Origin of the sequence: Porphyromonas crevioricanis, assembly GCF_900476255.1 — a bacterium.
GTDB lineage: Bacteria > Bacteroidota > Bacteroidia > Bacteroidales > Porphyromonadaceae > Porphyromonas > Porphyromonas crevioricanis.
The window spans coordinates 2,059,035-2,083,707 of record NZ_LS483447.1; the positions used below are offsets into that span (position 1 = coordinate 2,059,035).

The following is a 24,673-nucleotide window of genomic DNA, read 5'->3' on the forward strand; positions in this document are numbered from 1 at the left end:
AAATATCTCTCCTTTTTCCAAGAATAGGGGGCCCTTCCTATCCAAAATATTTCGTAATATTGCGCCTGCAAATAAATTTTAAGTCTATAATACTATTACAATGAACAAGTTTTCAAAATCGTTAGTCGCTCTCGCTGCCGCTGCCGGACTGTTTCTGGCTCGACCATTGGATGCAATAGCCCAACGGGAGTTTGGAGGAAAGCCTCTGAGTTTGAGTCAGACCTCTCAAACAGGCTCCACCCTTCGGTCAATATCAGCCGAAGAGCAGGTGATAGATGTACCTCTAACTGTGAATTTGGATGATTATAAAGAATCAGCCAACTGGGAATCTGAAAATCATGGTGCACCTCTTCGGGTAGGTATTGTCCTTGATATAGATATAGATTTTGCACGTGATGCACAGCGTGTAACCTTGGCAGATGGCTCCGTAATCTACAAGCTACATCTTCGTTCAGAAGGAGCAGTAGAACTCAGCCCCACGTATAAAGACTTTTTTATTCCCGAAGGAGGTAAGCTATACACCTACGATCCACAAGGTTTGCTGGTAAGAGGTGCCTATACGTACGAAACACACAAGAGAGGAGGGTATTTTGCCTCTGCCAATGTCCCCGGAGACGAGATTGTATTCGAGTATCAACCCAATGAAAAAGGAGAGATGCCCCGTATAGAGATAGAGGGGTTGATACACTATTTCCGCCACACGATGGATCTCAGGATTGGAGATTTAGAAGACCGATCTACTCCAGCTGAAGAAATAAATGTGAATTGTCCTCAAGGAGATGACTGGAAAGATCAAAAAGCAGGTGTATGCCAGATATTGATGGGAGGCTCGATTTGTACAGGAAACCTAATGAATAATACAAAGGGAGACTTCAAACCTCTTATTCTTTCTGCTGCGCACTGTGCCTCTATTACCGAAAATTTGGATATATCCGAATCTAAATTTGCACAATGGAAGTTTACTTTTCATTATGAGAAGCCTAGCTGTACCAATGCTCAATACAGCCAGACAGCTCTTACAAAATCTGTTGTCGGCTGCAAGAAACCTCTCGCCTTCCTGCCTCTCGTAGGGATGTCTGATGGTTTGTTACTTGAGCTTTTAGACGAAATACCAGAAGACTACCGTGTCTATTATAATGGTTGGAACAGACAAACAGGAATACCCTCTTCTGTGGTTGGCATTCATCATCCGGCCGGAGATGCTATGAAAATATCTCTGTTAGGGGAATCAGGAACAGAGCCTTCCTATACCACTTGGCACGAAGGGCTGAATGATGCCGGTGCCCCCAAAGCACACTTCTATTTCTCTTTTCAAGAAGGAAATACAGAAGGAGGCTCATCCGGATCTTCCCTATTCAACCAAAATAAGCTAGTAATAGGTACCCTCACCGGAGGTGGAGAACGAACTCAATTCTATGGGCGTCTGGATTTCCACTGGGATAAGTTTAAAGACAAAGGAACTTCTTACCAAATGGGTACTTTCTTGGATCCCATAAAGCAAGGAAAAGAAAGGTCTTTGGCAGGAACATTCCGAAATGATATGCAACCTCTTTATCCTATATCCAAGGTACAAGCTATGCCGACAAAGGAACCTGGGGAGTTCGTAATCGTTTGGAATGCCCCTTCCAGCGCCCAATATGCTGCAAGAAAATATGGAAACGAGAACGTTGTGTACAAATTATACCGAAATGGAGCGCGTGTACCAGGCCTTGAAGTACAAGAATCGGGGAAAAGCTCTTATTTCCTCAAGGATAAGCCAAAAGAATCCGACTTCAAAAATGGGAAAGTCTCTTACCATGTTCGTGTAGTATATTCTGGTCTTTCTGAGAACTCTGGTATCGTATACTTCGACTCAGACCCAGTGGCAGCAATGGCTATAACCCCCATTACATCTGTTACCCCAAATGTTGCAAAAGCTACAGGAGGAACCGAGGTTACATGGTCAGCTCCGGCTTTCAATCAGGAATGGACGAAGGTGGACTATACTCTTGGAGAAGATAACTTCAAATATCAAGAAGTACCAATGCCCTTTCTACGAAGGATAGATAACCAGCAATCTCAGCAAAAGAGATGTATTTTTGTCGAAAAATGGATGCCAGGTTATTTACCTGAATCTCTTGACGGACAAGGAGCTACGCCTCTGTATATCAAACAAATAAACTTCGTTCCGGCAAAAGCTGATCAAGACTTCGGTTTGTTTGTTGGCTACAATTACTCCCTCAGGAAAGACTCTGACCACAAAACAGTGGAAGAGAAGATTGAGAGTACCCCGGAGAATGTAGGAAAGTGGCAGAGTGTTATCCTAAAGAAACCTATGAAATTGGACTTGATGCAAACTCTATTAGTAGGTTTCACCACACATAACTTCCAGACTACCCAGCGTCCCTTGGTTAATCTGTTCCAAGGGAGTGGGGGCGATGGCATTTCAAAGATTAATTCCCCTCAAGCTCTTTACACGGGTTACAAAGTCTATGGTACGAACCATTATCAAGGCGAGCTTTTGGGGGGTGCCCTGTCTTCTACATACAATTATTTTGCACTAAAGTTGATTGTATCTTCGGATCCTACTCCTTTGACAGAGCCAATCACAGAGGTACAATATGGAGGATCTTTGCTGGCACATGTACCTGTGATAAAGGAGTATGTGGTGAAAAAGGATGGACAAGTACTTGAGACTTTGAAACCTAACCGATTCTCATATCTCGACAATAACAATCAGACCGGAACCGGAAACTATACAGTAGAAGTTGTGTACCACGACCTTTTCAAAAATGTTCCGAATCAGGAGATTACGAAGCAAAGTGAAACTTTTGTCTATCCAACAGAAGCGGATAATACCCTTTGGGTGAAGGGAGGCAATGCAATCTCCATGATAGAGGTATTTTCTGCCAACGGAGTTCGGATACGTCAATGGATGGATGTTCGTTCAGATGTATCACTCGATATTTCTGACTTGTCCGCCGGCTCTTACATTGTTGTTTTGCATACCGATCAGGGTAAGCGCCAACAAAAGGTTACTAAGAAATAATCAGTACAACCTCTTTTTGTGAGGTAGAATTTTCTGGGTCAGCCTTGCTTCTCAACAAAAGAAGTAAGGCTGATCCTTTTTTATTATCTCTCTTTCAAAAGAAAGAAGGCTGTTGCATAACACAGCACTCACTGCACTATTCCCGACATTCGGGCTTGGTCATATACAACCCTCAGATCTCAATGTCTTCAAGATTACTGCATTCTGCAGAGTCAACAAAATGATAGGTTTAGTTGACATTTCGGAGCCCGTCCAAAGAGCTCTCAAGGCATATGCCTTGAGAGTGTTGCATGATATTATTATGAGATCCTTGCACAATAGAGCTCGCTATATTATCATCAATATTTAGCTTCTTGGATACCTAAAACGCAGGCTTTTCCTCAATTCTCAATCCCTTTCGATTGCCATATTCTTCAAATCCCGGCAAAAAGTCTATCTCAAAAGGACTTTTGATACTCATATAACAGTCTTGACTTGGGAAAGCAAGGCTTTTCGTATATTTTTGTGTCCGCAAGAGGAGTAGACCTCCTTGGGGTGGCTACAATTTAGCCTCCAGCAGTATTTTGCAATGAATGAGTAAAAACAATACCTAAAACAAACAATAAACTAACAAAAGCAGACATGAAGAAAATCTTCTTTGCGGTAGCCTTGTTTGCGAGCAGCATGACTTGCTTGCTGCATGCACAAGAGCCCGTATCCAGCAAGCCCGCCTCGAATGACGAGAATGTATTCACTACAGTGAAAGTACTGCCCTACACTTCCATCAAGGATCAAGCGAACTCCGGCACCTGCTGGTCTTATTCGGCTTTGGCCTTTGTTGAAAGCGAACTCCAGAGAATGGGTAAGGGAGAGTACGATCTGTCGGAAATGTTTGTAGTAAATCGCTCATACAAAGACAAAGGAGACAAGTATGTGCGTATGCACGGCAAGCTCAATTTTGGCCAAGGAGGTTCTTTCTATGATGTGATTTATGTGCTCAAACACTATGGCATCGTGCCGGAAGAGGCTATGCGTGGTCTCAACTACGGAACCACAAAGAATATGCACGGTGAAATATCTGCCACAGCACAAGCTTACCTGGATGCAATCATCAAAAATCCAAACGGCAAACTCTCTACGGCTTGGCGTAAGGGATACGATGCCATTATAGACACATATTTGGGTGAAGAGCCCGAAGAGTTTAGCTACAAAGGCAAGAAATATACCCCGAAGAGCTTTGCTCAATCCCTGGGCTTCAATGCCGATGATTACGTATCGCTGACCAGCTACACGCATCATCCGTTCTATTCACAGTTTCCTCTTGAGATAGAAGACAACTGGCGTTGGTCCTCCTGCTACAACCTTCCTATCAACGAATTCATGGAAGTAATGGATTATGCCATTGACAAGGGGTACTCAATCGCATGGGGTACAGACGTGAGCGAAGTAGGTTTCACCAGAGATGGTATCGGAGTTTTGGCCGATGTAGAAGCTATAGAAACGAAAGGATCCGATCAAGATCGCTGGGTAGGCCTGAGCCGTTCCGCCAAAAGAGAAGAGATAGCCAAGCTCGTGCGTCAAGCCGATTGTCCTGAAATAGAGCCTACTCAAGAATTCCGTCAGCAGGGCTATGACAACTATACCCTCACAGACGACCATGGGATGCAGATTGTAGGAAAGGCCGTAAATCAAAATGGTCGTCCTTTCTTCATCGTGAAAAACTCTTGGGGCGAATCCGGCAAGTACAATGGTATTTGGTATGCCAGTCGCAACTTTGTGGCCGGTCGTACAATGAATATCGTATTGCACAAAGATGCTTTGCCCAAAGCTATCGCCAAGAAACTTGGTATCAAGTAAAAGAGGATAGGTATTACCTCTCAAATAAGAAAGCCGTCTTGGAGTCTTCAACGATTCTCCGAGACGGCTTTTTTCTTAAATCGTGCTTACGAGAGAAAAGATCAAATCTGAGTAGCTCTCGATAATGCAGTGAGTGCTTATGGCTCCAGACTATGTATTATTTTGTTTATATTCACGCATTTCAATTTTCTTTCGTAAAGAGTGTTTCCGATCAAATTAAGAGCTTTTTGGCTGTGTTTCTCCTCTCCTTTTTTGTCTCAATAGGAGTCATTTTTAATTGACACGGGAGAGAGCAAAAATTCTCTCCTGTGAGAAAAATATTTTTCTCCTGTGTTAGCAAAAATTCTCTCAGGAGAGAAATTCGGCCCTCTCAAAACGCCCTATTCATCGGCATTCTAAGAGTCTCCAAAAAGCTCTCCAAAAGCAGGTATATCCTCCAATCCATATGGCCACTCTTCCTTCTCTTTTTCCGCTTTTTTTTGCGAGTATATATTTACAAAACATATCTGTTTTAGGAGAAGGAGAAAAAAGCTTTTTAGAGACTGTGGGCTGAATAGGCCAAACCTCTTTCGATGCTGTTGTCTCGAAATAAGAGCATAGGCCTTTGCCAACATCAAAAATTTAGTTACCTTTGCGTCCGTAAATCAAGAACGGTATCTTGGCCGAGTGGTTAGGCAACGGTCTGCAAAACCGTCTACGGCGGTTCGAATCCGCCAGGTACCTCCAAATAAACTCCCGAAGCGCATAAATCAGCGGTTTTGGGAGTTTGTTCGTTTTTTGAAGAAGGCAAGTCCTCTTGATTAGCACTTGCTTTTTAATCCCATATTATGATGAATAAGCATATCAATTCACTCTTCCGTCCCAAGCTATTGGATGTATTTTCCTCCTATTCAGGGTCGCTTTTTGCCTCTGACTTGATGTCTGGACTTATTGTAGGAGTTGTAGCCCTACCCTTAGCTATTGCTTTCGGTATTGCCTCAGGGGTTTCGCCCGAAATAGGGCTACTGACAGCTGTTATCGGAGGGCTCTTGGTATCTCTGCTGGGTGGCTCCTCCGTACAGATCGGGGGGCCGACAGGAGCCTTTGTTGTGATTGTCTATGGCATCATACAACAACATGGCATAGACGGATTGATCTTGGCAACACTGATGGCTGGAGTAATGCTCTTACTAATGGGTTTGCTCAGGTTGGGTAACCTGATTAAGTTCATTCCTTACCCCATTGTGGTAGGATTTACGGCCGGCATCGCACTTACTATCTTCTCTACACAAATCAACGACCTTCTGGGCTTAGGCATAACATCCGTACCCGGAGACTTTTTAGGCAAATGGGCTGTCTATTTCCAGCACATAGGAGCTACAACTCCTATTGCCGTGGGTTTTAGTTTGGCAGCGATTATCTTGATAGTCTTCACTCCGAAGGTGACAAAGAAAATTCCAGGATCTCTTGTAGCTATCATACTCCTTACAATCATTGCTTATCTGCTTCGCTCCAAAGGCATCGGACAGATGGAAACGATCGGAGACCGCTTCGAGATCACGGCCTCTATCCCCAGTCCACATCTGCCACAGTTCTCTCTGGAAACTCTCAAAGAGCTTTTCCCCTCTGCCTTCACCATAGCTCTACTCGGAGCCATAGAGAGCTTATTATCCGCCAGCGTGGCAGATGGAATTACCGGAGACAGACACCGTTCCAACACCGAGTTGATAGCTCAGGGCGCAGCAAATATCGTGGTGCCATTTTTCGGAGGGATACCGGTAACAGGAGCCATTGCTCGTACAATGACTAATATCAACAATGGTGGGCGTACTCCCATTGCCGGAATTGTACATGCTGTGGTACTCCTCCTGATATTGCTTTTTTTGAGCCCTCTCATGGATTACATTCCCATGGCAGTACTAGCCGGGGTTCTGGTAATTGTTTCCTACAACATGAGTGGGTGGAGATCAGTCTGGAGTATCCTCAAGGGAGATCGTGGAGGCCGCATAGTGATGCTAACAACTTTCCTACTGACGGTACTGCTTGACCTCACCATAGCCATAGAGGTGGGTATACTACTCTCGATGCTTCTTCTGATGAAGCGTATCACCGAGACCACCAATATAGTGGTAAGCAAAGACAAAGTGCCCGTTGATCAAGACGGAGAATGGCCACAACATTTACAGGCAGAATCCGAACTGCACCTCCCCAAAGGAGTGGAGGTATACGAAATCAATGGCCCTTACTTTTTCGGGATAGCAAACCGGTTTGAAGAAGCCATGAATACCATTAAAGACACTCCTACAGTCCGGATTGTACGTATGCGAAAAGTTCCTTTCATGGATAGCACGGCTGTACACAATCTACAGGGATTGATACGCAACTCTCAGAGCAAAGGAGTGGATGTAATACTGAGCGGAGTGCGTCCGGAAGTGCGAGAAACACTCAATGCAGCTGAAATAAGCCAACTGATCAAACCCGAATATATTTGCAGAGACATACATCAGGCCATACAGGTCGCTACCCAATTGGTAGAAGAAAAAAAGGTCTGAAGAAAGTTTCAAACATGAATATTTCGGAGCAGCACATAGATTTATTTCCTCTGGCAGAGCTGAAAGGGAAAGAGCATCCTCAACCGATCAGGCAACTCTGTGGCCTCTACCATGCGGCATTCGTGCGTGAAGAGCAGCGTCCGTGGGGGATGCTCCTCTCTCCCTCCAAGAAGCCATCTTCTTTCCGCCCCATGGCCATCTATCATGGAGATGAATTAGCAGGGCTTTGCAGTTATTGGGAGTTACCCTCCGGATGGCTATTTGTGGAACATATTGCCATATTTGCTCGTCACCGGAACAGAGGCCTTGGCAGCCTACTGCTATCCAAACTCCGATCCTTGGGTGAGCTTATCTTAGAAATAGAACCTCCAACTCTCTCTTCGCAGGCGAGACGCAGGCTGGAGTTCTATCAAAGAAACGGCTTCAAAACGATAGACAAATACTACCAACAACCCCCATACAGAGAAGGAGATGCCCCCACTCCTCTATGGCTACTCTCAACAGAGGCAATCGATCCGGAGTATATCAAGCAAGATCTCTACTCTCTGGTCTACGGACTGGCCCCCGACCGGCAAAAACAAGCATGAAAATAGGCAATATAGACTTGGGAGAAAAGCCTCTTCTGCTGGCTCCCATGGAGGATGTAACAGATTTGGCTTTCAGACATATGGCCAAAGAGTTTGGAGCAGATTTGGTGTACACAGAGTTCGTTGCAGCCGATGCTCTCATAAGAGATGTAGCCGGCAGTATACGCAAGATGCAAGTAGACGAAACAGAGCGTCCCGTAGCTATACAGATCTACGGACGGGATGTAGAGACTATGCGTCAGGCAGCTGAAATAGCAGCCACAGCTAAGCCGGATCTCATTGATATAAATTTCGGTTGTCCGGTAAAACGAGTAGCAGGCAAGGGAGCCGGGAGCGGTATGCTCCGTACACCAGAGCTTATGCTGGATATAACTCGAGCTGTGGTGAAAGCTGTAAATCTCCCTGTCACTGTCAAGACCCGTCTGGGCTGGGATGCCTCTTCTATCATCATTGAGACGCTGGCCGAAGCCCTCCAAGACTGCGGTATTGCCGCACTCACCATTCATGGTCGAACGCGAGCACAGATGTATACCGGTTCGGCCGATTGGGCCCCTATCGGCCGGGTGAAAGCAAACAACAGGATACATATCCCAATCATCGGAAATGGAGACATCACCACTGCCGAAGAAGCAGCTGAAGCCTTTGATCACTATGGGGTAGATGCTGTAATGGTGGGTCGAGCTTCGATAGGTTGTCCTTGGATATTCTCCCAAATGAAGCACTATCTCAAGCACGGATGCCTACCGCCTCCTCTGCCTATGCAACAGGCTATCGAGATACTCAAGCAGTTGGTCAAAAACAATATCGCCAAACTGGGAGAAACCAAAGGTATTTTGCACTCCCGACGCCATATAGCCGTAAGTCCGATATTCAAGGGTATACCCAACTTCCGTCCGACACGTATTGCCATGCTGCGTGCAAGCACGGCCACAGAGCTTTTTGATCTTATGGATGGAATAGACATCGGTTAGAGGATCGTATTTAGCAGAATATATAGAGAGAAACAAAAGCGTGCAGTATTTCATTCAGACTATCATTTAGGGTGTAGAAAAGAAAAAATAAATCTATCCACCCTAAAAAGAATACCTGTCATGAAATCATTTATTTATCATCTGTTCGCCCTACCTATACTCCTAATAGGCCTGGCAGCCTGTAACAAAGACGATAATACGGAACTGGGGAAGGAACCAAACTCTCGTACCGTCTTGTCTCCCTGCAAGAAAACTATCGGAGAAAAACCGAAGAGCAATAATTACGATTTTCCGCAAGAGCTAATCACATTCTCCCCCCTCTCGTCCAAGCCTCAGCAAGAGTATTTCGTATACAATCATTTTGAACTTATGACACCCTGCGACTTAACTCGCCTTGACGTGAAAATACACACCGAAGGCAATGAGCTCTGGATTGAAGAAAAGATGCTGGACGGAGGGAATGTCAATTGTCTTTGCCCGAGAGATGTGGCCAAGATAGTACGCATCCCTGCCGGTGAGTATGAAATAATCCTCAATGAAAAAAGCCTGGGCACTCATCAATTGAGTAACACAGCCTCTACAATAATCAAGCTGGAAGATGTACAGCCCGTATTCGACATCAAATACATCCTGGGGGAACTCCCCTATCTCAGATTGACTGATAGGCCTTGGGTATTGGAGCATGTACGCATGGCAGAAAACATCATAGGAACCAGAGTCGAGTCGCCAAAAGAGAAAGATGGAGCACTAACTTTCGTAAACAAAACGGGCAAGTTTTTCTCCAAAGTGCACTATCTGACTACAGAAAAGGGAATCATACAAGCCAGACTCAAGGAAGATTTGTCTAAAGAGATGAAAGATGAGCTTATCCAGTTTATGCTTGGGAAAGGCTTCTCAATCTCGCCTACCACCCTCGAGGGGTACGACAAAACTTACATACACAATGCCTTCAAGGTTGCCATGCACTTCAAGAAGGATGGAGAAATACTTATCAATAAAAAGATCAGGATAGAGGGGACTCCGACAGAAAATTCTCAGCCAGTCTCCTTAGGGTTCGACAATCAACAAGCAAGGTATACAGAAGCTTGCAATGCAAAAGCCTGGAAGGACTTAGCCTCTTTGGCCGAGCTTTCTCCCAATGACAAAAACCTCATCTATAGCTACTACTCGATGATGCAACCTTGGGCAATGCTGCACAACGCGGCCAGCAATGATGGGATCCCGGAGATAGATTGCATCACAGCTATTCATCCTCCTCTGAACGAACAGTGGTACAATGAATATTGGGATTTGCTGAAAAGGAACTTCAATATCACCGATAGTGAGACAAGAATGAGTACAGCCAATACAATCTTCTCCTCTCATCTGGTCTCTCCCCTCCCCTCTTTCTTAGATGTATTGAAAGCCTACTACGACTGTGATCCACAGGTCGTGGACTTCTCTCAAAAGGAACAAACTGCGACACTCATCAACGAATGGGTCAAAGAGCATACTATGGAAATGATTCCCTCTTTCATATTGCCGGAAGAGCTCCAAGAGAATATGGTATCACTTCTCGTAAATGCTATCTACTTGAAAGCAAGTTGGAGTAAGGGATTGCACTTCGACGTTCAAAAGACTCAAGCCCGGCCTTTTGCCTCTCTCGGCAATATCCCGACAATGAATCAAAAAGCAGAGATGTGCTACTACCGCTCTCAGCAAGGCTTCTCGTCTGTCTCCTTACCTCTCGGGAACGGCTCTTTCGAAGCTATATTCATCCTCCCAGACAATGGAGAATCCCCTCTTTCCATAGCTAAACAAATCGCAAATACCCCTCATCTTTCTCTATCCGGACACATGACGGAAGTAGATCTATATCTGCCTAAGTTCAAGGTGATAGCCTCATCTCCTCTAAATAAGATGTACAAAAGAGACCATGGCAAACTCTATAAGAAAGAGGGTTTATTCTTGCGAGGCTGGAATAACCCTAGATTTGTGGTATCGCAGGTGACTCAGAAGTGTATCGTATCAGTGGATGAAAAGGGGGCAGAAGCTGCTGCTGCAAGCGCAATAACAATAGAACCGACAGCTGTCGAACCACAAGATCCCATTACATTGCACTTCGACAGACCTTTCCTCTTTCTTATCAGGCATACGGAAAGTCAAATGCACCTCTTCTCTGGTATTATTTACAGACCAGAGTGGAAGTAACAGAAACCTGTTTTCAGTCCTTACTAACACACCAACTTTGCCAAGGGGTTATGTCATAAATGATTTTATGGCATAGCCTCTTTTTTGTCGAAACAGGTAAGTATAAGTTGAAGAAAGAGGTTTACAGAAAAAAAGAAGAAAGGCAAGTGGAGATCAATCCATAAGAATGATATTCCGAATCCCATTGGCAATCACAAGCAGAATCAAGAAGGCTAATCCCCATGGAGGTACTCTCCTGCGATTCGGATGCCAGAACTCCGATCCTGAGAGCAGATAGAAAAGATAGAAAAGAGAAGAGAATAGTAAGTAAAAAGCAAAGAGCACAGCCAAGGGATTCATCTCTACAGCAGCAAACCAATCACCTTGGAGCAACAAGCGTAATGCACGCAAGGTACCACAACCGGGGCAAGGATAGCCCGTAAGCTGTCGGATGGGACAATGTAAAGGTTGGGACTCCCAGAAAAATATAACCGGCAACAGGCCTATGGGTAAAAACAAAAACCACCGCCTCCCCATGCGATGACATAGAGAAGCGATGGTCGAAAAAAATCTACCAGATCTGACGAACTTAGACATAAGACAAACAAAGCCCAGTGGTCAGAAATCCCGAATACCCTTTAGAGTAAGTTTATGGCCTCATGAATTCTCTTCATATTGGCTTCACGGGTAGCATCAGTAATCAAGAACAAATCGATAATAGCCCAAATACCACAGCCACCGAAAGTAAGCAGCTTAGCTACGCCGAGCCCCACTTGTCCAAGCATAAAACGATCTATACCGAGGGTTCCAGCAAAGATTGATACAATCAGCAACGTAGTAGGGTCTTTCATCTCTACTGCCTGAAGTTGAATGATCTGAGAATCACTCATATCTTCCAACCGCTTTCTCAAAGAAGGAATTTCATGTGAGGGTAAATACTTCGATACAGAAATGATGTACGCATTGAGCATATCAGAACTCATAATTTTTGTCATATTTGTGTCTTCCGGCTCCGGCGAAGACTTTTTACTATTGAGCTAAGAGAGTCGCGAAGCCACCTTCATATCAGCCGACCCTAATACTACACAAATGGAGGAAAGACCAATGCAATAGGACGCTCCCTTTTTTACTTCTTATCGGGAAAATACTTTTTAATTTCTGTTTGAGAGGCGGAGGTAATAATTATTTGACATCTCCATGGGGAGCGAAATTATACGATCCGATCTAAAGATACAAGTCTTTTAATACTTTCCCTTCGGAGTACACAAGAGACTACTGAAACAACATGCCCGAAGCAACTTCTTTGGCTCTTGCTTCTCCAGCCAACCGCTTCACGATAGCCAAAGCAAATGAGGCCGCAAAAGCTGGCCCCTTACCTGTGATGACATGGCCGTCTTCTGCCACTCCCTGTGTAGAAATACGAGCATCTATAAGACGCTCCTCAAAGCCGGGATAACAAGTCATCTCTCGTCCTTTCGAGATACCCAATGCCCCCAAAACCATGGGAGCAGCGCAGATTGCAGCCAAGAGACGACCTGCTTCATGCTGCCTAACCAGTGCTTCTCTCAATTTTACACAATCCATCAGATTGGCAGCTCCTGGCATTCCTCCAGGAAGAACAAGGCAGGCGGCATCGTCGAGAGTAACATCATTGATAAGAGTGTCGGCCTCAACAGCAACTTCATGTGCTCCAATCACCTTACGATCCGCATGTACAGATACTGTACATACGGGCAAATCTGCACGACGAAGGATGTCGATCACGGAGAGGGCTTCAATCTCTTCAAACCCGTTGGCTAAGAATACGAATACTTGATTCATGGCTAAATGTATTTTGTGGTTTTGTCTTTTTCTTTCTGCATCTCGGTTCCTCTATTCGGAACAAATCTCAACGCAAATCATAACGATAGGTAATAGTTCCTCGCTGATTCGGAGCATTCGATACGGCATTGAAGCGTGTACGCCTGGCTGCATCTCTGGCAGAAGAACGCATCCCTGCATCGGCAATATTCGTTCCAGCGGGATCAATCCAAGCATTTACTACACCCCCCGAAGCATCCACTTCTATACCAACTCGAATGGTTCCTCGTATGGCACTGGCATAGGTGGGACGGACCGGTTGCCCTCCATTGCCAGCAATGGTGCGCCCACTGAGGGCATAGGAGTCACCACTACCATGTATACTGCCCTGGTTACCTGTTCCCTTAACATCGGCTCCCTGACTTTCACTCTTATTTCGACCTCGTCCAAAAGCTCCTGCTACATCCTGCCCTATCTGCCGTTCGGCTCGTTTGCGAGCCTCTTCTGCCTGTTGGGCTCTTATGGCTTCTTGGCGAGCCTCTCGACGTCTGCGCTCAGCCTCCTCGGCAGCTCGCCTTCGTTCTACCTCGGCAGCATCAATCTTTGGGGCCTCGTTCCGAGTCATTGTATTGATAGGAGGTTGCTTAACTCTGGCCCTTCGATGGCTCTTAGGTGATGTATTCTTGGAGGCAGATGGTGGCATAGGGGTTTCTTTCTCCTGCACATTCCCTCGTGCAGGCTCCTCTTGCCCCTGTGTTATCTCTGATGTTGTGCCATAATTGATGAGCACCAGCTCTACCAACTCGGTACGAGGAGGAGTGGAGGAAATATGTATCAACATCAGCACCCCCAAAGCCAAGGCATGCAACCCCAGCGTGACAAGAAGAGATACGATTCGCTGTCGATCAATGGATTTCATGGTGTTCCAACTTAATCACACTCCCTCGACTAAATGTCCGCGACCTTGGTTGCCAACATGATGCGCACGTTGGCTCTCGAAGCCAGCGTTACCACCTTTATCACCTCTTTGTATGGTACAGATTCATCTGCATAAATTGCCATATACACATCCGGATCTACAGCCTGATATTCGGCCAGTTTGGCCGGTATATCTTCGAACAAGATCTCTTCCTCTTGATGCTGACCGTAGGCTAAAAAATAGTGCAGGTCGGGTGTGAGGGTAAGGCGAAGCACCTCCTTACTTGCAGAAGCCTGCTTGTCAGAAGCCGGTAGATTAACCTTGATGATGTTGGGAACAACGAAAGTGGAGGTAATCATAAAAAAGATAAGCAGCAGGAAGATCACGTCTGTCATAGAAGCCATGCTGAAAGACGGGCTGCTGCCAGAACGTCTGCGCAGACTCATACTCGCTCATTGATTAAATCCATAAACTCCAAAGTCTTTGTCTCCATTTTGTTCACAACCTTGTCCGTGAGGGCAACTAAATAGTTATAGCCAAAAAGGACAATGATCCCCACAATAAGTCCTCCAACAGTCGTGACCAAAGCTTGGTAAATACCACCGGCTAACATGCTTATATCTGCCCCTCCGGCAGCAGCACTGGACATATTGTAGAAAGACTCTATCATACCCGTTACGGTACCCAAAAAGCCTATCATGGGAGCTACAGCAGCTATCGATGCTAGTACAGGCATTCCGTTCTCTAACTTACCAACCTCGATGTTCCCGACATTCTCTATCGCAACGAGAATATCGTTCATCGGACGCCCCAATCGGCTCAATCCCTTCTCGATCATACGCGCAGAAGGAGTATTCGTACTCTGGCAAAGGTTAATAGCGGAGTCTAACTTCCCATCGTGGAGGTAGTCCTTTATACGTTCCATAAAGGCATCTCCCTCCTTACCGGCAGCATGTATCTGCAGCAACTTACGAACAAAGAGATAAATGGCTATTACAGACAGCGCAAGCAGGATATATATAATGGGACCTCCATATTGAGCCAACTCCCAGAAAGAGGGAGGCGATATGGGTTCTGCTGTGGCAGGAGAGGAAATTGTACGTACAATGGTATCTGTTACCGGGTTTTCTATTTGAAGCAATGGTATCATATGCCGTATATTCTGCGTTTAGGTGATATAATTTTCTTAAATGGCAAACAAGGAAGGGGATATGCCTTAGGCTTTCGCTTTCAGGCAGCTTAGATAAGCAGCAATTGTCCTCTCCAGCCCCATGTAGAGGGCATCGGCTATCAAAGCATGCCCTATGGAGACCTCTTCGAGCTGCCCGAGGGATTGGGCAAAGAAGGCAAGATTATCCAAATTCAAATCGTGACCGGCATTGACAGCCAACCCCAATTTGTGAGCATGGGCTGCGGCCTGCACAAAAGGAGCCACAGCAGTGTCTCTGTCTTGATGATAGGCCGAAGCATATGGCTCCGTATATAGCTCGATGCGATCCGTACCGGTCTCTCTGGCTGCAGAGATTGTAGGCAAAGAAGTGCCCACAAAGATTGATGTACGTACCCCTAAGCCATGAAAATGATCAATCAAAGATTTCAGGTGATCGAAATGTTTCTCCACATCCCAACCGGCATTACTTGTCAGCACTCCGGGTGCATCGGGCACCAGAGTTACCTGCGTGGGGTGTACTCTCTCTATCAACTTGATAAAACGATCATCAGGATTTCCCTCGATATTAAATTCGGTAGTAAGATGTTCATTCAGCTCCAACACATCGCTATAACGAATATGTCTCTCGTCCGGTCTGGGGTGTACCGTGATTCCCTCCGCTCCGAACCGCTCGCAATCGAGCGCGACTTGTAACACATTGGGGACATCCCCTCCCCTGGCATTACGCAGTGTAGCTATTTTATTGACGTTTACACTCAGTCTTGTCATCGGTTTGATATATATTTGCTTGTCGCAAAGGTAGTTTATTATCGATACAAGATAAAACAGTTGGTATAGGCCTTATGGAAATAGCAGTTTTTGGGAGCCAACATAAAGTAGATCAGGCAGAAAACATCGTACACTTCATCTGTCAACTGTCCCAAATAGCCAAACTCAGTGTGGAGAGACAGTTCTATGGCTTCATCCGTCGTAGTCTGGGGCTCAAAATAGAATGCAATATCTTGGACGAAGAGACACTTCCTACAGCCAACTATGTGGTATCCATAGGAGGAGACGGCACATTCCTAAGAGCGGCCCGTTATATCGGAGCTACAGAAATACCTATCTGGGGGATCAACTCCGGCAGGCTGGGTTTCCTAACTGATGCCGACTGCTCAGAAGCTATTGGGCTTATTGATAAACTAGTAGAAGGTATATTTGAGTTGGAGAGCCGCTCCATTTTGCAGATCGAGGTAGGAGACCATTACATCGGCCATGCCCTCAACGAAGCTGCTATCATGAAACGGGAAACCGGCTCTATCATTACCATTGACACCTATCTCGGGGATGACTATCTGGCAGCCTACGATGCCGATGGCTTGATCATAGCCACACCAACCGGATCTACAGCCTATTCTCTCTCTGTCAATGGTCCTCTTATCATGCCTCACTCTCAAGATTTTGTTCTCTCCCCCATTGCTCCGCATACACTAAATATGCGTCCACTGGTAGTACCGGACAACACAATCATATCCATGACGGTGAGCTCTCGCAGCGACAGTTTCCTACTCTCTTTGGACGGCAAAGCTTCCCCTTTCGACTGTGGAGAGCCAATACGCATACGAAAAGCAGACTATAGTATCCGCCTGATGAAAGTTGCCAACCACTCCTTTGCCGACACCTTGCGCAAAAAATTGATGTGGGGAGCTGCCGTGCGCAGTTGAGCTATTGGCCCCAAGAGAGAGAGAGAGAGAGAGAAGAAAGAGAGCTTTCAATCCTTCTCGGATAGGCTCTTGTTCTTGCCCTGCATGGCCTTTTCTACAACAGGCTCAAGCTCCTTGAGTATCAAACGCCCCTGACGCTGATAACCCTCAACGGTAAAGTGCACCTTGTCAGCTCCATACAAACCTTCTTCGGTCCAGCGCAAAGCCCCATCATTTCCTCCCATCATTTCATGCAGATCAATGCACACGATGCCACGCTCCTGACAATAGCTGCGCATAGCTTTGGCCGCTTTGAGAGTATTGTCATTAGGCTCTACTTGAGTGCGGTAGACCGGCACACGGCGATAGCGAGCCTTCTTACCACGACCTCGACGCACTCTCTTACTACCAGCCTTGAGCCGAGTCGTCCGGAAGAAAGGAGGAGGAGTTGTGAATACAATTTGAGCCTGAGGACAATACTCCTGCAATAGTGTGACTAAGCGATCTAAAGAGGATAAGTAAACCTCCTCGTTGAAATTTCGCCCTGTACACTCATTGGTTCCCAAAGAAACGAGTACGATGTTTGGCCTAAGAGAGGCGAGCCCTTGCATATACACATCACTGGCATACTGATCCATCACAGCTCCATTAAGCCCAATTTCGTGGTAAAAGATTTTCCTTTTCTTGGTCTCTGTCAGCTCCAAGACAAAGCCACTGTAGCCGGTATCCTCTCCAAAGACCACTGTGGAGTTGGGGATGAGACGCAGAGAAGAAGTCGGGATGTCCAAGAGCAGCGTATCTACAACCATATCGCTCCGTTGCTGGGATGGCAGCAGGGTATAGCCGGTATTGCTTCCCGGTTTGAGAGGAGTCGCATGATAACTCCGATGCACATATACTCGATCGAACTGCTCCGTATTTTTCAGAGACAGAGAGAGATTGAAGTTTTGGGCAGCAGGACGCAGTAAAATACCGGATGGTCCCACGGCCTGTGGAGTTCTGTTCTGCTGTGTAATGAGTTTGTAGTGCCAACGAGACGGGCTAGCCTGCACACTGTAATCGGTTGGCTGATTGCTCCCATACAATTTGTAAGGGCTAATCCACCCACGTCCTGCCGATCCGAAGCGTTGTTGCAACTCTTTGCGTAAGAGCCCACTCATATGCCCGGCCTGCACATGACTATCTCCTATATGTACCAACACAAAGGCTTGATTACAAGAAGCTCCTATATCGAGTCTTGTGGTCGTATCATCAGACAGCATAGCAGCCTCGGATCTGCCGGCCCACAAACGAAGCCAACACTCCGGTAGGGCAAGAAGCCCTACAAGAAGACAAGAGATGATAAGTTTCCATCTATTCGATAGCATCATAGTATTTCTTCTCCAGTTCAAACGCACGTACAAAAGCTTCAGCAATCTTCTTGCCTCCGGCAAAACTGATATGCGTATAATCTTTGGCAGCCTGCCCCTGCGCAACCATGCGTACCATACTGCCATCCCCTCCCATTGCCAAAAAGGTATTCCAGAATACAATACCGCTGTCCATGGCGATACGCCGTTGGGCTGCGAGCAAACGATGAATGGCAGGCATTGTCACAAAACCCTCGGTACTCCTCTGTGCCCTATCCGATACCCCCATGAGCATAATGTCGGATCCGGGAAAACATTTCCTCAGATGTGCTACAACAGAGAGCATCTGCTTGTAATAATTGTCGTAATTGAGCTGTTTGGCATTAGCTACGTTGAGACCATATTGCAGCACAATCAGGTCATAAGGTCTGAGAGAACAAAGAGAAGACGAAGTAGCAACATCTATTTTACTTAAAGCCAAACCGCTATTTCCTCTGAGGGAGAAGTTATCTACGCTGATCCCATCGGAATGCTCTAAACTCATTCCCAAAATACTCAAGCCATCGGAGGCCGGCACCGAGAGGCGTACACGTTTGGTGTTCCCCTGCCAACGGTATTCACCTACTCCTCCTTCGGTAGGGCGCAGATCAACTACAACTGTACTATCCCCTACAGTTTTGAGAGAAACAGTAGAGCCTCTCTCTGCCTGATAATACAAAGAAATACGGGTAGCCATATGGATAGAAGAGCTATCACCCGGCAATTTGTAGCTCACGGAAGATCCTCCTTGCTGTGGCAAAAAGTAATATCCGGATAAATTGTGCTTTCCCTTGGAATGGAGCATATTCATCGTTTTCCAGCCGGAGAACTGGTGGGAGATAGTACTCCTAAAACCAGCTACCTGACTTGTAATAGGCATCCAGCCAACTCCTCCTCCTCCGTATTTGCGCTGGAGCATCTTCCTCAAATGAGCTGTAAATATGTCTCCCTCAATGAAAGAATCCCCAAGCACAGCTATACGTACAGGTCTGCCCAAAGAGCTACCGGATCTGAGTGAGGAGAAGAGTCTCTTAAGCCCCGTATGCGAAGGGCTGTAATCCTCAAACAAAGCCAGGGTAGAATCCGACGGATTTTGCTTCCGCAGATGCTGATAAACAGAATCTCTCATCGCCAAACTGTCTCGAACCGGAAAGCCGGCTTCTTCCTGCGGTTGACGTTCGGACTGCTTTCTGCGTCTCTCCATGAAATCTGCAGAAAGCATACTCTGCCGAGCCAATTCAGTTTGACTGCTATCATCCTCGACTCGTAAGTCGGACAATAAATCAACCTTTTTGATTTGCCATGAGCCGACTTGCTCGGGAAGGAAATACAACGCTACAGTGGCTAAGGCTACTACCAACAAGAGAAGCCAAAGGCGGAGCATATAGTTTTTTCTACGCATCTGTATATCCTACAACAAGAATGAAGTCCTGCGAATGTACACACAATCAAGAGAATAAATTCTCCTTAACGGGCAGCAATATACCCCTCTAAATGAAAGGAACTATTATCATGGTGTAGCATAGTCGCTACTCCATCTTCCGGTTTGTTCATATACCTTAAGTACATACTCTCCGCCCTCTAAGTCTCAAAGGTTTCGCATGGTTATTGCTTTCTGCGAAATCTCGCAAAGAAGACTATCCGCACCTCTTCCTTCCTCTGTTTTTATTGATAAAAAACTGCGCCGTCAGGAGAAAAAGCCCGAACGACGCAGCCAAACACATTAACAACAATCTTTTAGCCAAGAGCCGAAAGCCGGACTCGAACCGGCGACCTATTCATTACGAATGAATTGCTCTACCAACTGAGCTATTTCGGCAGCCACCCACAAAAAGGGGCACAAAAGGTACCCTCCCTGCAAGGCGGTTGCAAAGGTATTAACTATATTCTAATCTGCAAGCAATTCTGATATAAACTTGTCCAGCTCTTCACTATAGCCCTTGAGCAAGGGGTCATCTATACGTACGATAGCACCATCTATGAAAAGAAGCTCCTCTATCAAACTAAAATCATCATGGACCAACTGCACCGAGAAAGGCTGATCGAAACAAGATTGTTCAAAATACTCCTCCTGCTGCAAATCCTGCACAATACCTCTAAGTTGGCCTATAATCCGCTCATCCGGTTCAGTAGCTCCTTCCTCGATCCAGCTGAAAATCACCTTTGAGGCCAAGAGGCTGTCGCCATCGCCATACACTTGCAACTCCCCAGTGGCACGATCCACCTGCAAGAAGAGGTCGTGCAGCACCAAGGCTGACTGCTTGCTCTCCAGCATACTGGGGATTTGCCTAAAAAGATCCTTGATGATAGAGATTTCTTTTCCTTGTTCCATGCTTATTTCTGCCTTTTAGATATTTTTCAGTGCCTGTATGCTTTGCTCTATCGTGCGAATACGGGCTTCTGCATCGGCCTTTTTCTTGTTCTCCAACTCCACGACTGCCGCAGGGGCATTCTGCACAAATCGCTCATTGCTCAGCTTCTTCATCACCGAAGAAAGGAATTTTTGTTGATATTCCAAGTCGGCTTGGAGCTTAGCCAGCTCACCCTCTACATCCACAGACTTGGTGATGGGCAAAGCGTAATTCAACGTACCGACCAGAAAACTCACAGCTCCCTCCGAAGGATGCTCCACCGGACGTATTTCCGATAGATTAGCGAGCTTAGCGACAATACTATCCAAACAGCTGTCGTGTGCAGGCTCGACCTCCAATACCAATAATTCTTTTGGGGGATATTCTTGCCAAGTCTCACAGAGCGTATGCCAGCTACAACCTCCAGCATATGGGCGAAGGAAACCAAAAAGGCTTCGTCCGGCTCGATTGGATCTGCGATCACGGCCTTCATAATGCTAATTTCTTTTGCCGAGGTATTGCCTTCGGAATTCAAATGCTGCCACACTTCCTCGGTAATGAAAGGCATAAATGGATGGAGCAACTCCAGAAGTTCTACAAAGAAAACTTTTGTTTCGGCCAATGTAGCCGAGTCGATCGGACTACCGTACGCCGGCTTCACAATCTCCAGGAAACGACCGGAGAAGTCATCCCAAAACAGCTTGTACAGCAGGGTCAAAGCCTCACTCAATCGGTACTTGGCAAACAGGTCTTCCAACTCTATTTTCACTGCATCGATACGCATCCGCATCCAACGGCAGCCCAGTAAAGCATATTCGGGCCTCGGTGTCTCATCCGATGATTGCCAAAGAGAAACCAGACGGAAAGCATTCCAAATCTTATTGCAAAAGTTTCGTCCCTGTTCACAAAGAGCCTCATCGAAGAAAATATCATTACCGGCCGGAGCTGCCATCATCATTCCCATGCGGACGCCATCCGCTCCATACTTGTCTATCAAATCCAGAGGATCGGGGGAGTTGCCCAAAGTTTTGGACATCTTACGTCCCTTATCATCCCGCACAATGCCCGTAAGATATACGTGTCTGAAAGGCATATCCCCCATGTATTCGTATCCGGCCATGATCATGCGAGCAACCCAGAAGAAGAGTATATCCGGGCCTGTTACCAAACAAGAGGTAGGATAGTAGTAACGCAACTCTTCATTGGGTTCGCCGGGGACATGTCCGAAAACGGATATTGGCCAAAGCCACGAAGAAAACCATGTGTCGAGACTGTCTTCTTCCTGTCTCAAGTCAGAGATCTGCAAATCGGCCTTTCCTTGCTCACGGCGAGCCAACTCCAGAGCTTCCTCTGCCGTGGCAGCCACAACAAAGCTACCGTCCGGCAAATAATAGGCTGGGATACGATGTCCCCACCATAGCTGTCGACTGATACACCAATCCTTGATATTCTCCATCCAGTGGCGATAGGTGTTTTTGAACTTTGCCGGATGCAGCTGTATCTTATCGCTCATGACAGCCTCCAAAGCAGGGACAGCCATTTTTTGCATAGAGAGAAACCATTGCATGGAGAGCTTGGGTTCTATAGCCACATCGGTACGTTCGCTGTACCCTACCTTATTAGTGTAATCCTCTACTTTCTCCACCAAGCCCTCCGCTTGCAGATCTTCCACAATCTGCCGGCGCACGGCAAAGCGATCCATCCCTGCATACTTACCTCCGTATTCGTTGAGGGTGCCATTGTCATTGAATATGTCTATAGATGCCAGCCGGTGTTTTTGTCCAAGGTTGTAGTCATTGATATCATGGGCTGGCGTAACCTTGAGACAACCCGTCCCGAAGCTAATATCTACATATTCATCCTCGATAATGGGCACAGCTCTCCCTTGCCCTGGGACAATGACTTCTTTGCCTTTCAACCAACCGTATCGCTCATCGGTCGGGTTGATACACACAGCCGTATCGCCCATGATCGTTTCCGGTCTGGTAGTAGCCACCACAATGTATTTCTGAGGATCATCTTGCAAATGATAACGCAGGTAGTAGAGTTTGCCATGTGTCTCTTTGTAGACAACCTCTTCGTCGCTCAGAGCCGTAAGGGCTTGCGGATCCCAATTCACCACACGAACACCTCTATATATGAGTCCCTTGCGGTAGAGGTCTACAAAAACGTCTATTACCGATTGTGAACGCTCCTCATCCATAGTAAAAGCAGTACGGCTCCAATCGCAGGATGCTCCGAGACGCTTGAGTTGCTCCAAAATAATACCTCCGTGCGTGTGTGTCCAATCCCATACATGCTCCAGAAACTCCTCCCTGGTCAAGTCGGTTTTCTTGATACCCTGTGCAGCCAACTTGGCCACGACCTTGGCTTCCGTGGCAATTGAGGCATGATCTGTACCGGGTACCCACAGGGCATTGTAGCCTTTCATCCGAGCCCGGCGTACCAATATATCTTGTATGGTATTGTTCAACATATGCCCCATGTGCAAGACGCCTGTTACGTTGGGGGGAGGGATCACCAGGGAGAAGGCTGGCCGAGTATCCGGTTTAGACTCAAACAAATGATGCTCTTGCCAAAACTTATACCACTTATCCTCCACCTCTCGCGGTGTGTATTTAGAAGCTAATTCCATTGTTGATATGCCTTATATTAATGTAGACCCAGCCCGATCGTAGAGCTTTTCCGAGCAAAGGTAAGAACAAATGCAAAATGAGACAGTTACACACCCCGGTAAAAAGCAGTTTCAGTAGCCTTCTGCCGGACTTTACAGAATGCAGCAATCAGGGAAAGACACCGATATGGAGAGTGAAGGGAACGTATTCCGGATAAGAATTCAAAATCCGAATGTCAACAACAGTGTAGTCAATGTGGCATGGAGCGAGGAGTTCATCTACTTTATTCTCGGTAGGTACAACCACAAAACAGTTACCACGGCTTTCACGGAGCATGACATGTAATGAATCGGCACAATGAAAGTATTAACACAAACACCACACAATTAAGGCGAGAACATTCTTTTATAAAGATCTAAGTGTCTCCTCTTTTTGATGCCAATAAACACCATTGAGGAGCAAAATAAAATTGTCTGGGGAGAGAGCGAAAATTCTCTCCTGAGAAAAAAATCGCTAGCTCCTGTGTTAGCAAAATTTCTCTCAGGAGAGAATTTCGACCCCTCCAGAACGCCCTATTCATCGGCATTTTGAGGAGAGGTAAAAAAGCTCTCAAAAAGCAATTTTATCTCTGTCTACCACTACAACTTTTTGTAATACTTATAGGCCAACCACGGACCAATCAGACGTGGAGCTTCCTTGGGTAAAGCAGCCCCTTGTGGCAGGTCGGTAAAATACTTGTCGATCACGACAGGTGCCGTAGAGTCGAACTCTCCTCTCTCTTTGGCGTTGCGCAGCAGGTGTTTCTTATTCTCCTTCAGCCACTGCCATTCAGAAAGAGTAAAACCAAATAGCTCGGCTTCACTACGCCAGGGAAAAGCCTTGTGCATCAGGGTATAGATCTTTCCCCAATAAAGGAACTTGTCTCTCAAGCTAAGGGCTTGCTCTCGTGGCTCAGGATACTCGGATATCAACCATCCCAATACAGCATCCACTGCTACATGCTCAATATCGGAGCGTCCCTGTTGCCAAGGAGAAAAATAAGTCCGGTAGAGCGAATAGTTTTTGCCTAAATAGAAGTCCAGAGCTACTGAGAGAAAACCCTCCGCTACTACTATTCGCTGATGAAAGCCGGAAACATGGGTATACAGCACTTCCGGCAAAGGCATTTGCGGACGTATCTTATGCAATCGTCTCATGGCCGACACAATCTCCTTGTGTACAAGCGTCAGTTGCTCGCGGGTATAGACTCTCTGCACATCTTCAGCCAAACGGAGCAATGCCGGGTGAGCATAACGCTCACCCACAGCGGGGAACAAGCCTGCACTGTCTATCTTCTCGCCTATCCCCAAGACTCCTCTGCCGATAAGCTCCACTACATGTCTATGTTGCTGCAACTCGGGTGAAATCTCATGGCCTCCCCCTCCCTGTCGGCTGAATTCGTACAGCAAACTATCCAAACGAAACAACGGTGGATTATACTTCGGGGCTGCCTGCAAAGCCAGAGAAGTGAGCCACAGCAAACTGACAAGCAAAAAGGAGAAAAAAAGTGATACTGCGTACTGCAATCGCTCGGGGAAATGATCTTTCACTGCTTTCATTCCAAAATCTTCATTTAGAGGTCTGGG

At 46.3% G+C, this 24,673-nt stretch carries 19 protein-coding genes, 2 tRNA genes and 1 pseudogene; 9 read left to right on the forward strand and 13 right to left on the reverse strand.

The window, feature by feature from the left end; genetic code table 11:
* The first annotated feature begins 100 nt into the window (after window positions 1-100).
* From DQN70_RS09120 to DQN70_RS09155, 7 genes are all read left to right on the forward strand, one after another.
* On the forward strand, window positions 101-3,028 hold the full coding sequence (locus tag DQN70_RS09120) for a T9SS type A sorting domain-containing protein (RefSeq protein ID WP_023939643.1): 2,928 nt from the start codon (window positions 101-103) through the stop codon (window positions 3,026-3,028).
* A gap of 621 nt (window positions 3,029-3,649) precedes the next feature.
* Complete coding sequence (locus DQN70_RS09125; RefSeq protein ID WP_023936329.1) at window positions 3,650-4,864, forward strand: C1 family peptidase; 1,215 nt, start codon at window positions 3,650-3,652, stop codon at window positions 4,862-4,864.
* Window positions 4,865-5,516: 652 nt separating this feature from the next.
* A tRNA-Cys gene (locus DQN70_RS09135) sits at window positions 5,517-5,590 on the forward strand.
* A gap of 104 nt (window positions 5,591-5,694) precedes the next feature.
* Window positions 5,695-7,395, forward strand: a complete 1,701-nt coding sequence (locus DQN70_RS09140) for a SulP family inorganic anion transporter (RefSeq protein WP_052115844.1) — start codon at window positions 5,695-5,697, stop codon at window positions 7,393-7,395.
* Window positions 7,396-7,409: 14 nt separating this feature from the next.
* A complete protein-coding gene (locus DQN70_RS09145; protein WP_023936323.1) occupies window positions 7,410-7,982 on the forward strand; it encodes a GNAT family N-acetyltransferase in 573 nt (190 codons plus the stop codon).
* Window positions 7,979-8,953 (forward strand): tRNA dihydrouridine synthase DusB, encoded by a 975-nt coding sequence (gene dusB, locus DQN70_RS09150; protein ID WP_023939654.1) that lies wholly within the window; start codon window positions 7,979-7,981, stop codon window positions 8,951-8,953. Before DQN70_RS09145 ends, dusB begins: the two co-directional genes overlap by 4 nt.
* A 120-nt stretch (window positions 8,954-9,073) precedes the next feature.
* Window positions 9,074-11,143, forward strand: coding sequence for a serpin family protein (locus tag DQN70_RS09155; RefSeq protein ID WP_023939656.1), 2,070 nt, complete (start codon window positions 9,074-9,076; stop codon window positions 11,141-11,143).
* 153 nt (window positions 11,144-11,296) lie between these two features.
* On the opposite strand, the gene DQN70_RS09160 is transcribed toward DQN70_RS09155, so the two are convergent.
* The 7 genes from DQN70_RS09160 to DQN70_RS09190 all read right to left on the reverse strand — a co-directional run bounded on the left by DQN70_RS09160 (window position 11,297) and on the right by DQN70_RS09190 (window position 15,780).
* On the reverse strand, window positions 11,297-11,719 hold the full coding sequence (locus DQN70_RS09160; protein WP_081711882.1) for a DUF2752 domain-containing protein: 423 nt from the start codon (window positions 11,717-11,719) through the stop codon (window positions 11,297-11,299).
* Between the two features lie 41 nt (window positions 11,720-11,760).
* Window positions 11,761-12,117: a TM2 domain-containing protein gene (locus tag DQN70_RS09165; RefSeq protein ID WP_231968827.1), complete on the reverse strand. Its 357-nt coding sequence runs from the start codon at window positions 12,115-12,117 to the stop codon at window positions 11,761-11,763.
* Window positions 12,118-12,394: 277 nt separating this feature from the next.
* Window positions 12,395-12,943, reverse strand: coding sequence for a DJ-1 family glyoxalase III (locus DQN70_RS09170; RefSeq protein WP_023939662.1), 549 nt, complete (start codon window positions 12,941-12,943; stop codon window positions 12,395-12,397).
* A gap of 67 nt (window positions 12,944-13,010) precedes the next feature.
* Entirely contained in the window at window positions 13,011-13,841 is an 831-nt protein-coding gene (locus tag DQN70_RS09175) for an energy transducer TonB family protein (RefSeq protein WP_052115812.1), read from the reverse strand.
* Between the two features lie 29 nt (window positions 13,842-13,870).
* Window positions 13,871-14,287, reverse strand: a complete 417-nt coding sequence (locus tag DQN70_RS09180) for an ExbD/TolR family protein (RefSeq protein ID WP_023936307.1) — start codon at window positions 14,285-14,287, stop codon at window positions 13,871-13,873.
* On the reverse strand, window positions 14,284-15,000 hold the full coding sequence (locus tag DQN70_RS09185; RefSeq protein WP_394341832.1) for a MotA/TolQ/ExbB proton channel family protein: 717 nt from the start codon (window positions 14,998-15,000) through the stop codon (window positions 14,284-14,286). The genes DQN70_RS09180 and DQN70_RS09185 overlap by 4 nt, the downstream gene beginning before the upstream one ends.
* A gap of 57 nt (window positions 15,001-15,057) precedes the next feature.
* A complete protein-coding gene (locus DQN70_RS09190; RefSeq protein WP_023939677.1) occupies window positions 15,058-15,780 on the reverse strand; it encodes a pyridoxine 5'-phosphate synthase in 723 nt (240 codons plus the stop codon).
* Between the two features lie 74 nt (window positions 15,781-15,854).
* Here DQN70_RS09190 and DQN70_RS09195 point away from each other — a divergent pair, with 74 nt between their 5' ends.
* Complete coding sequence (locus tag DQN70_RS09195; protein WP_023936302.1) at window positions 15,855-16,715, forward strand: NAD kinase; 861 nt, start codon at window positions 15,855-15,857, stop codon at window positions 16,713-16,715.
* Between the two features lie 47 nt (window positions 16,716-16,762).
* Here DQN70_RS09195 and DQN70_RS09200 read toward each other — a convergent pair whose 3' ends face one another.
* The 5 genes and pseudogenes from DQN70_RS09200 to DQN70_RS09215 form a co-directional block, all read right to left on the reverse strand.
* Window positions 16,763-18,064 (reverse strand): GDSL-type esterase/lipase family protein, encoded by a 1,302-nt coding sequence (locus DQN70_RS09200; protein ID WP_042225723.1) that lies wholly within the window; start codon window positions 18,062-18,064, stop codon window positions 16,763-16,765.
* A complete protein-coding gene (locus DQN70_RS09525) occupies window positions 18,048-19,484 on the reverse strand; it encodes an SGNH/GDSL hydrolase family protein (RefSeq protein ID WP_042120152.1) in 1,437 nt (478 codons plus the stop codon). The genes DQN70_RS09200 and DQN70_RS09525 overlap by 17 nt, the downstream gene beginning before the upstream one ends.
* Window positions 19,485-19,828: 344 nt before the next feature.
* A tRNA-Thr gene (locus tag DQN70_RS09205) sits at window positions 19,829-19,901 on the reverse strand.
* Between the two features lie 69 nt (window positions 19,902-19,970).
* A complete protein-coding gene (locus DQN70_RS09210; protein ID WP_023936297.1) occupies window positions 19,971-20,414 on the reverse strand; it encodes a hypothetical protein in 444 nt (147 codons plus the stop codon).
* A gap of 15 nt (window positions 20,415-20,429) precedes the next feature.
* Window positions 20,430-23,068, reverse strand: a pseudogene (locus DQN70_RS09215) (valine--tRNA ligase).
* A gap of 139 nt (window positions 23,069-23,207) precedes the next feature.
* On the opposite strand from DQN70_RS09215, the gene DQN70_RS09220 reads away from it, so the two are divergent.
* The gene (locus tag DQN70_RS09220) at window positions 23,208-23,393 is read left to right on the forward strand and encodes a hypothetical protein (protein WP_023936295.1); all 186 of its coding nucleotides are present in this window, start codon (window positions 23,208-23,210) and stop codon (window positions 23,391-23,393) included.
* A 293-nt stretch (window positions 23,394-23,686) separates the two neighbouring features.
* Here DQN70_RS09220 and DQN70_RS09225 read toward each other — a convergent pair whose 3' ends face one another.
* Window positions 23,687-24,646, reverse strand: a complete 960-nt coding sequence (locus tag DQN70_RS09225) for a gliding motility protein GldB-related protein (RefSeq protein ID WP_023939693.1) — start codon at window positions 24,644-24,646, stop codon at window positions 23,687-23,689.
* Window positions 24,647-24,673: the final 27 nt, after the last annotated feature.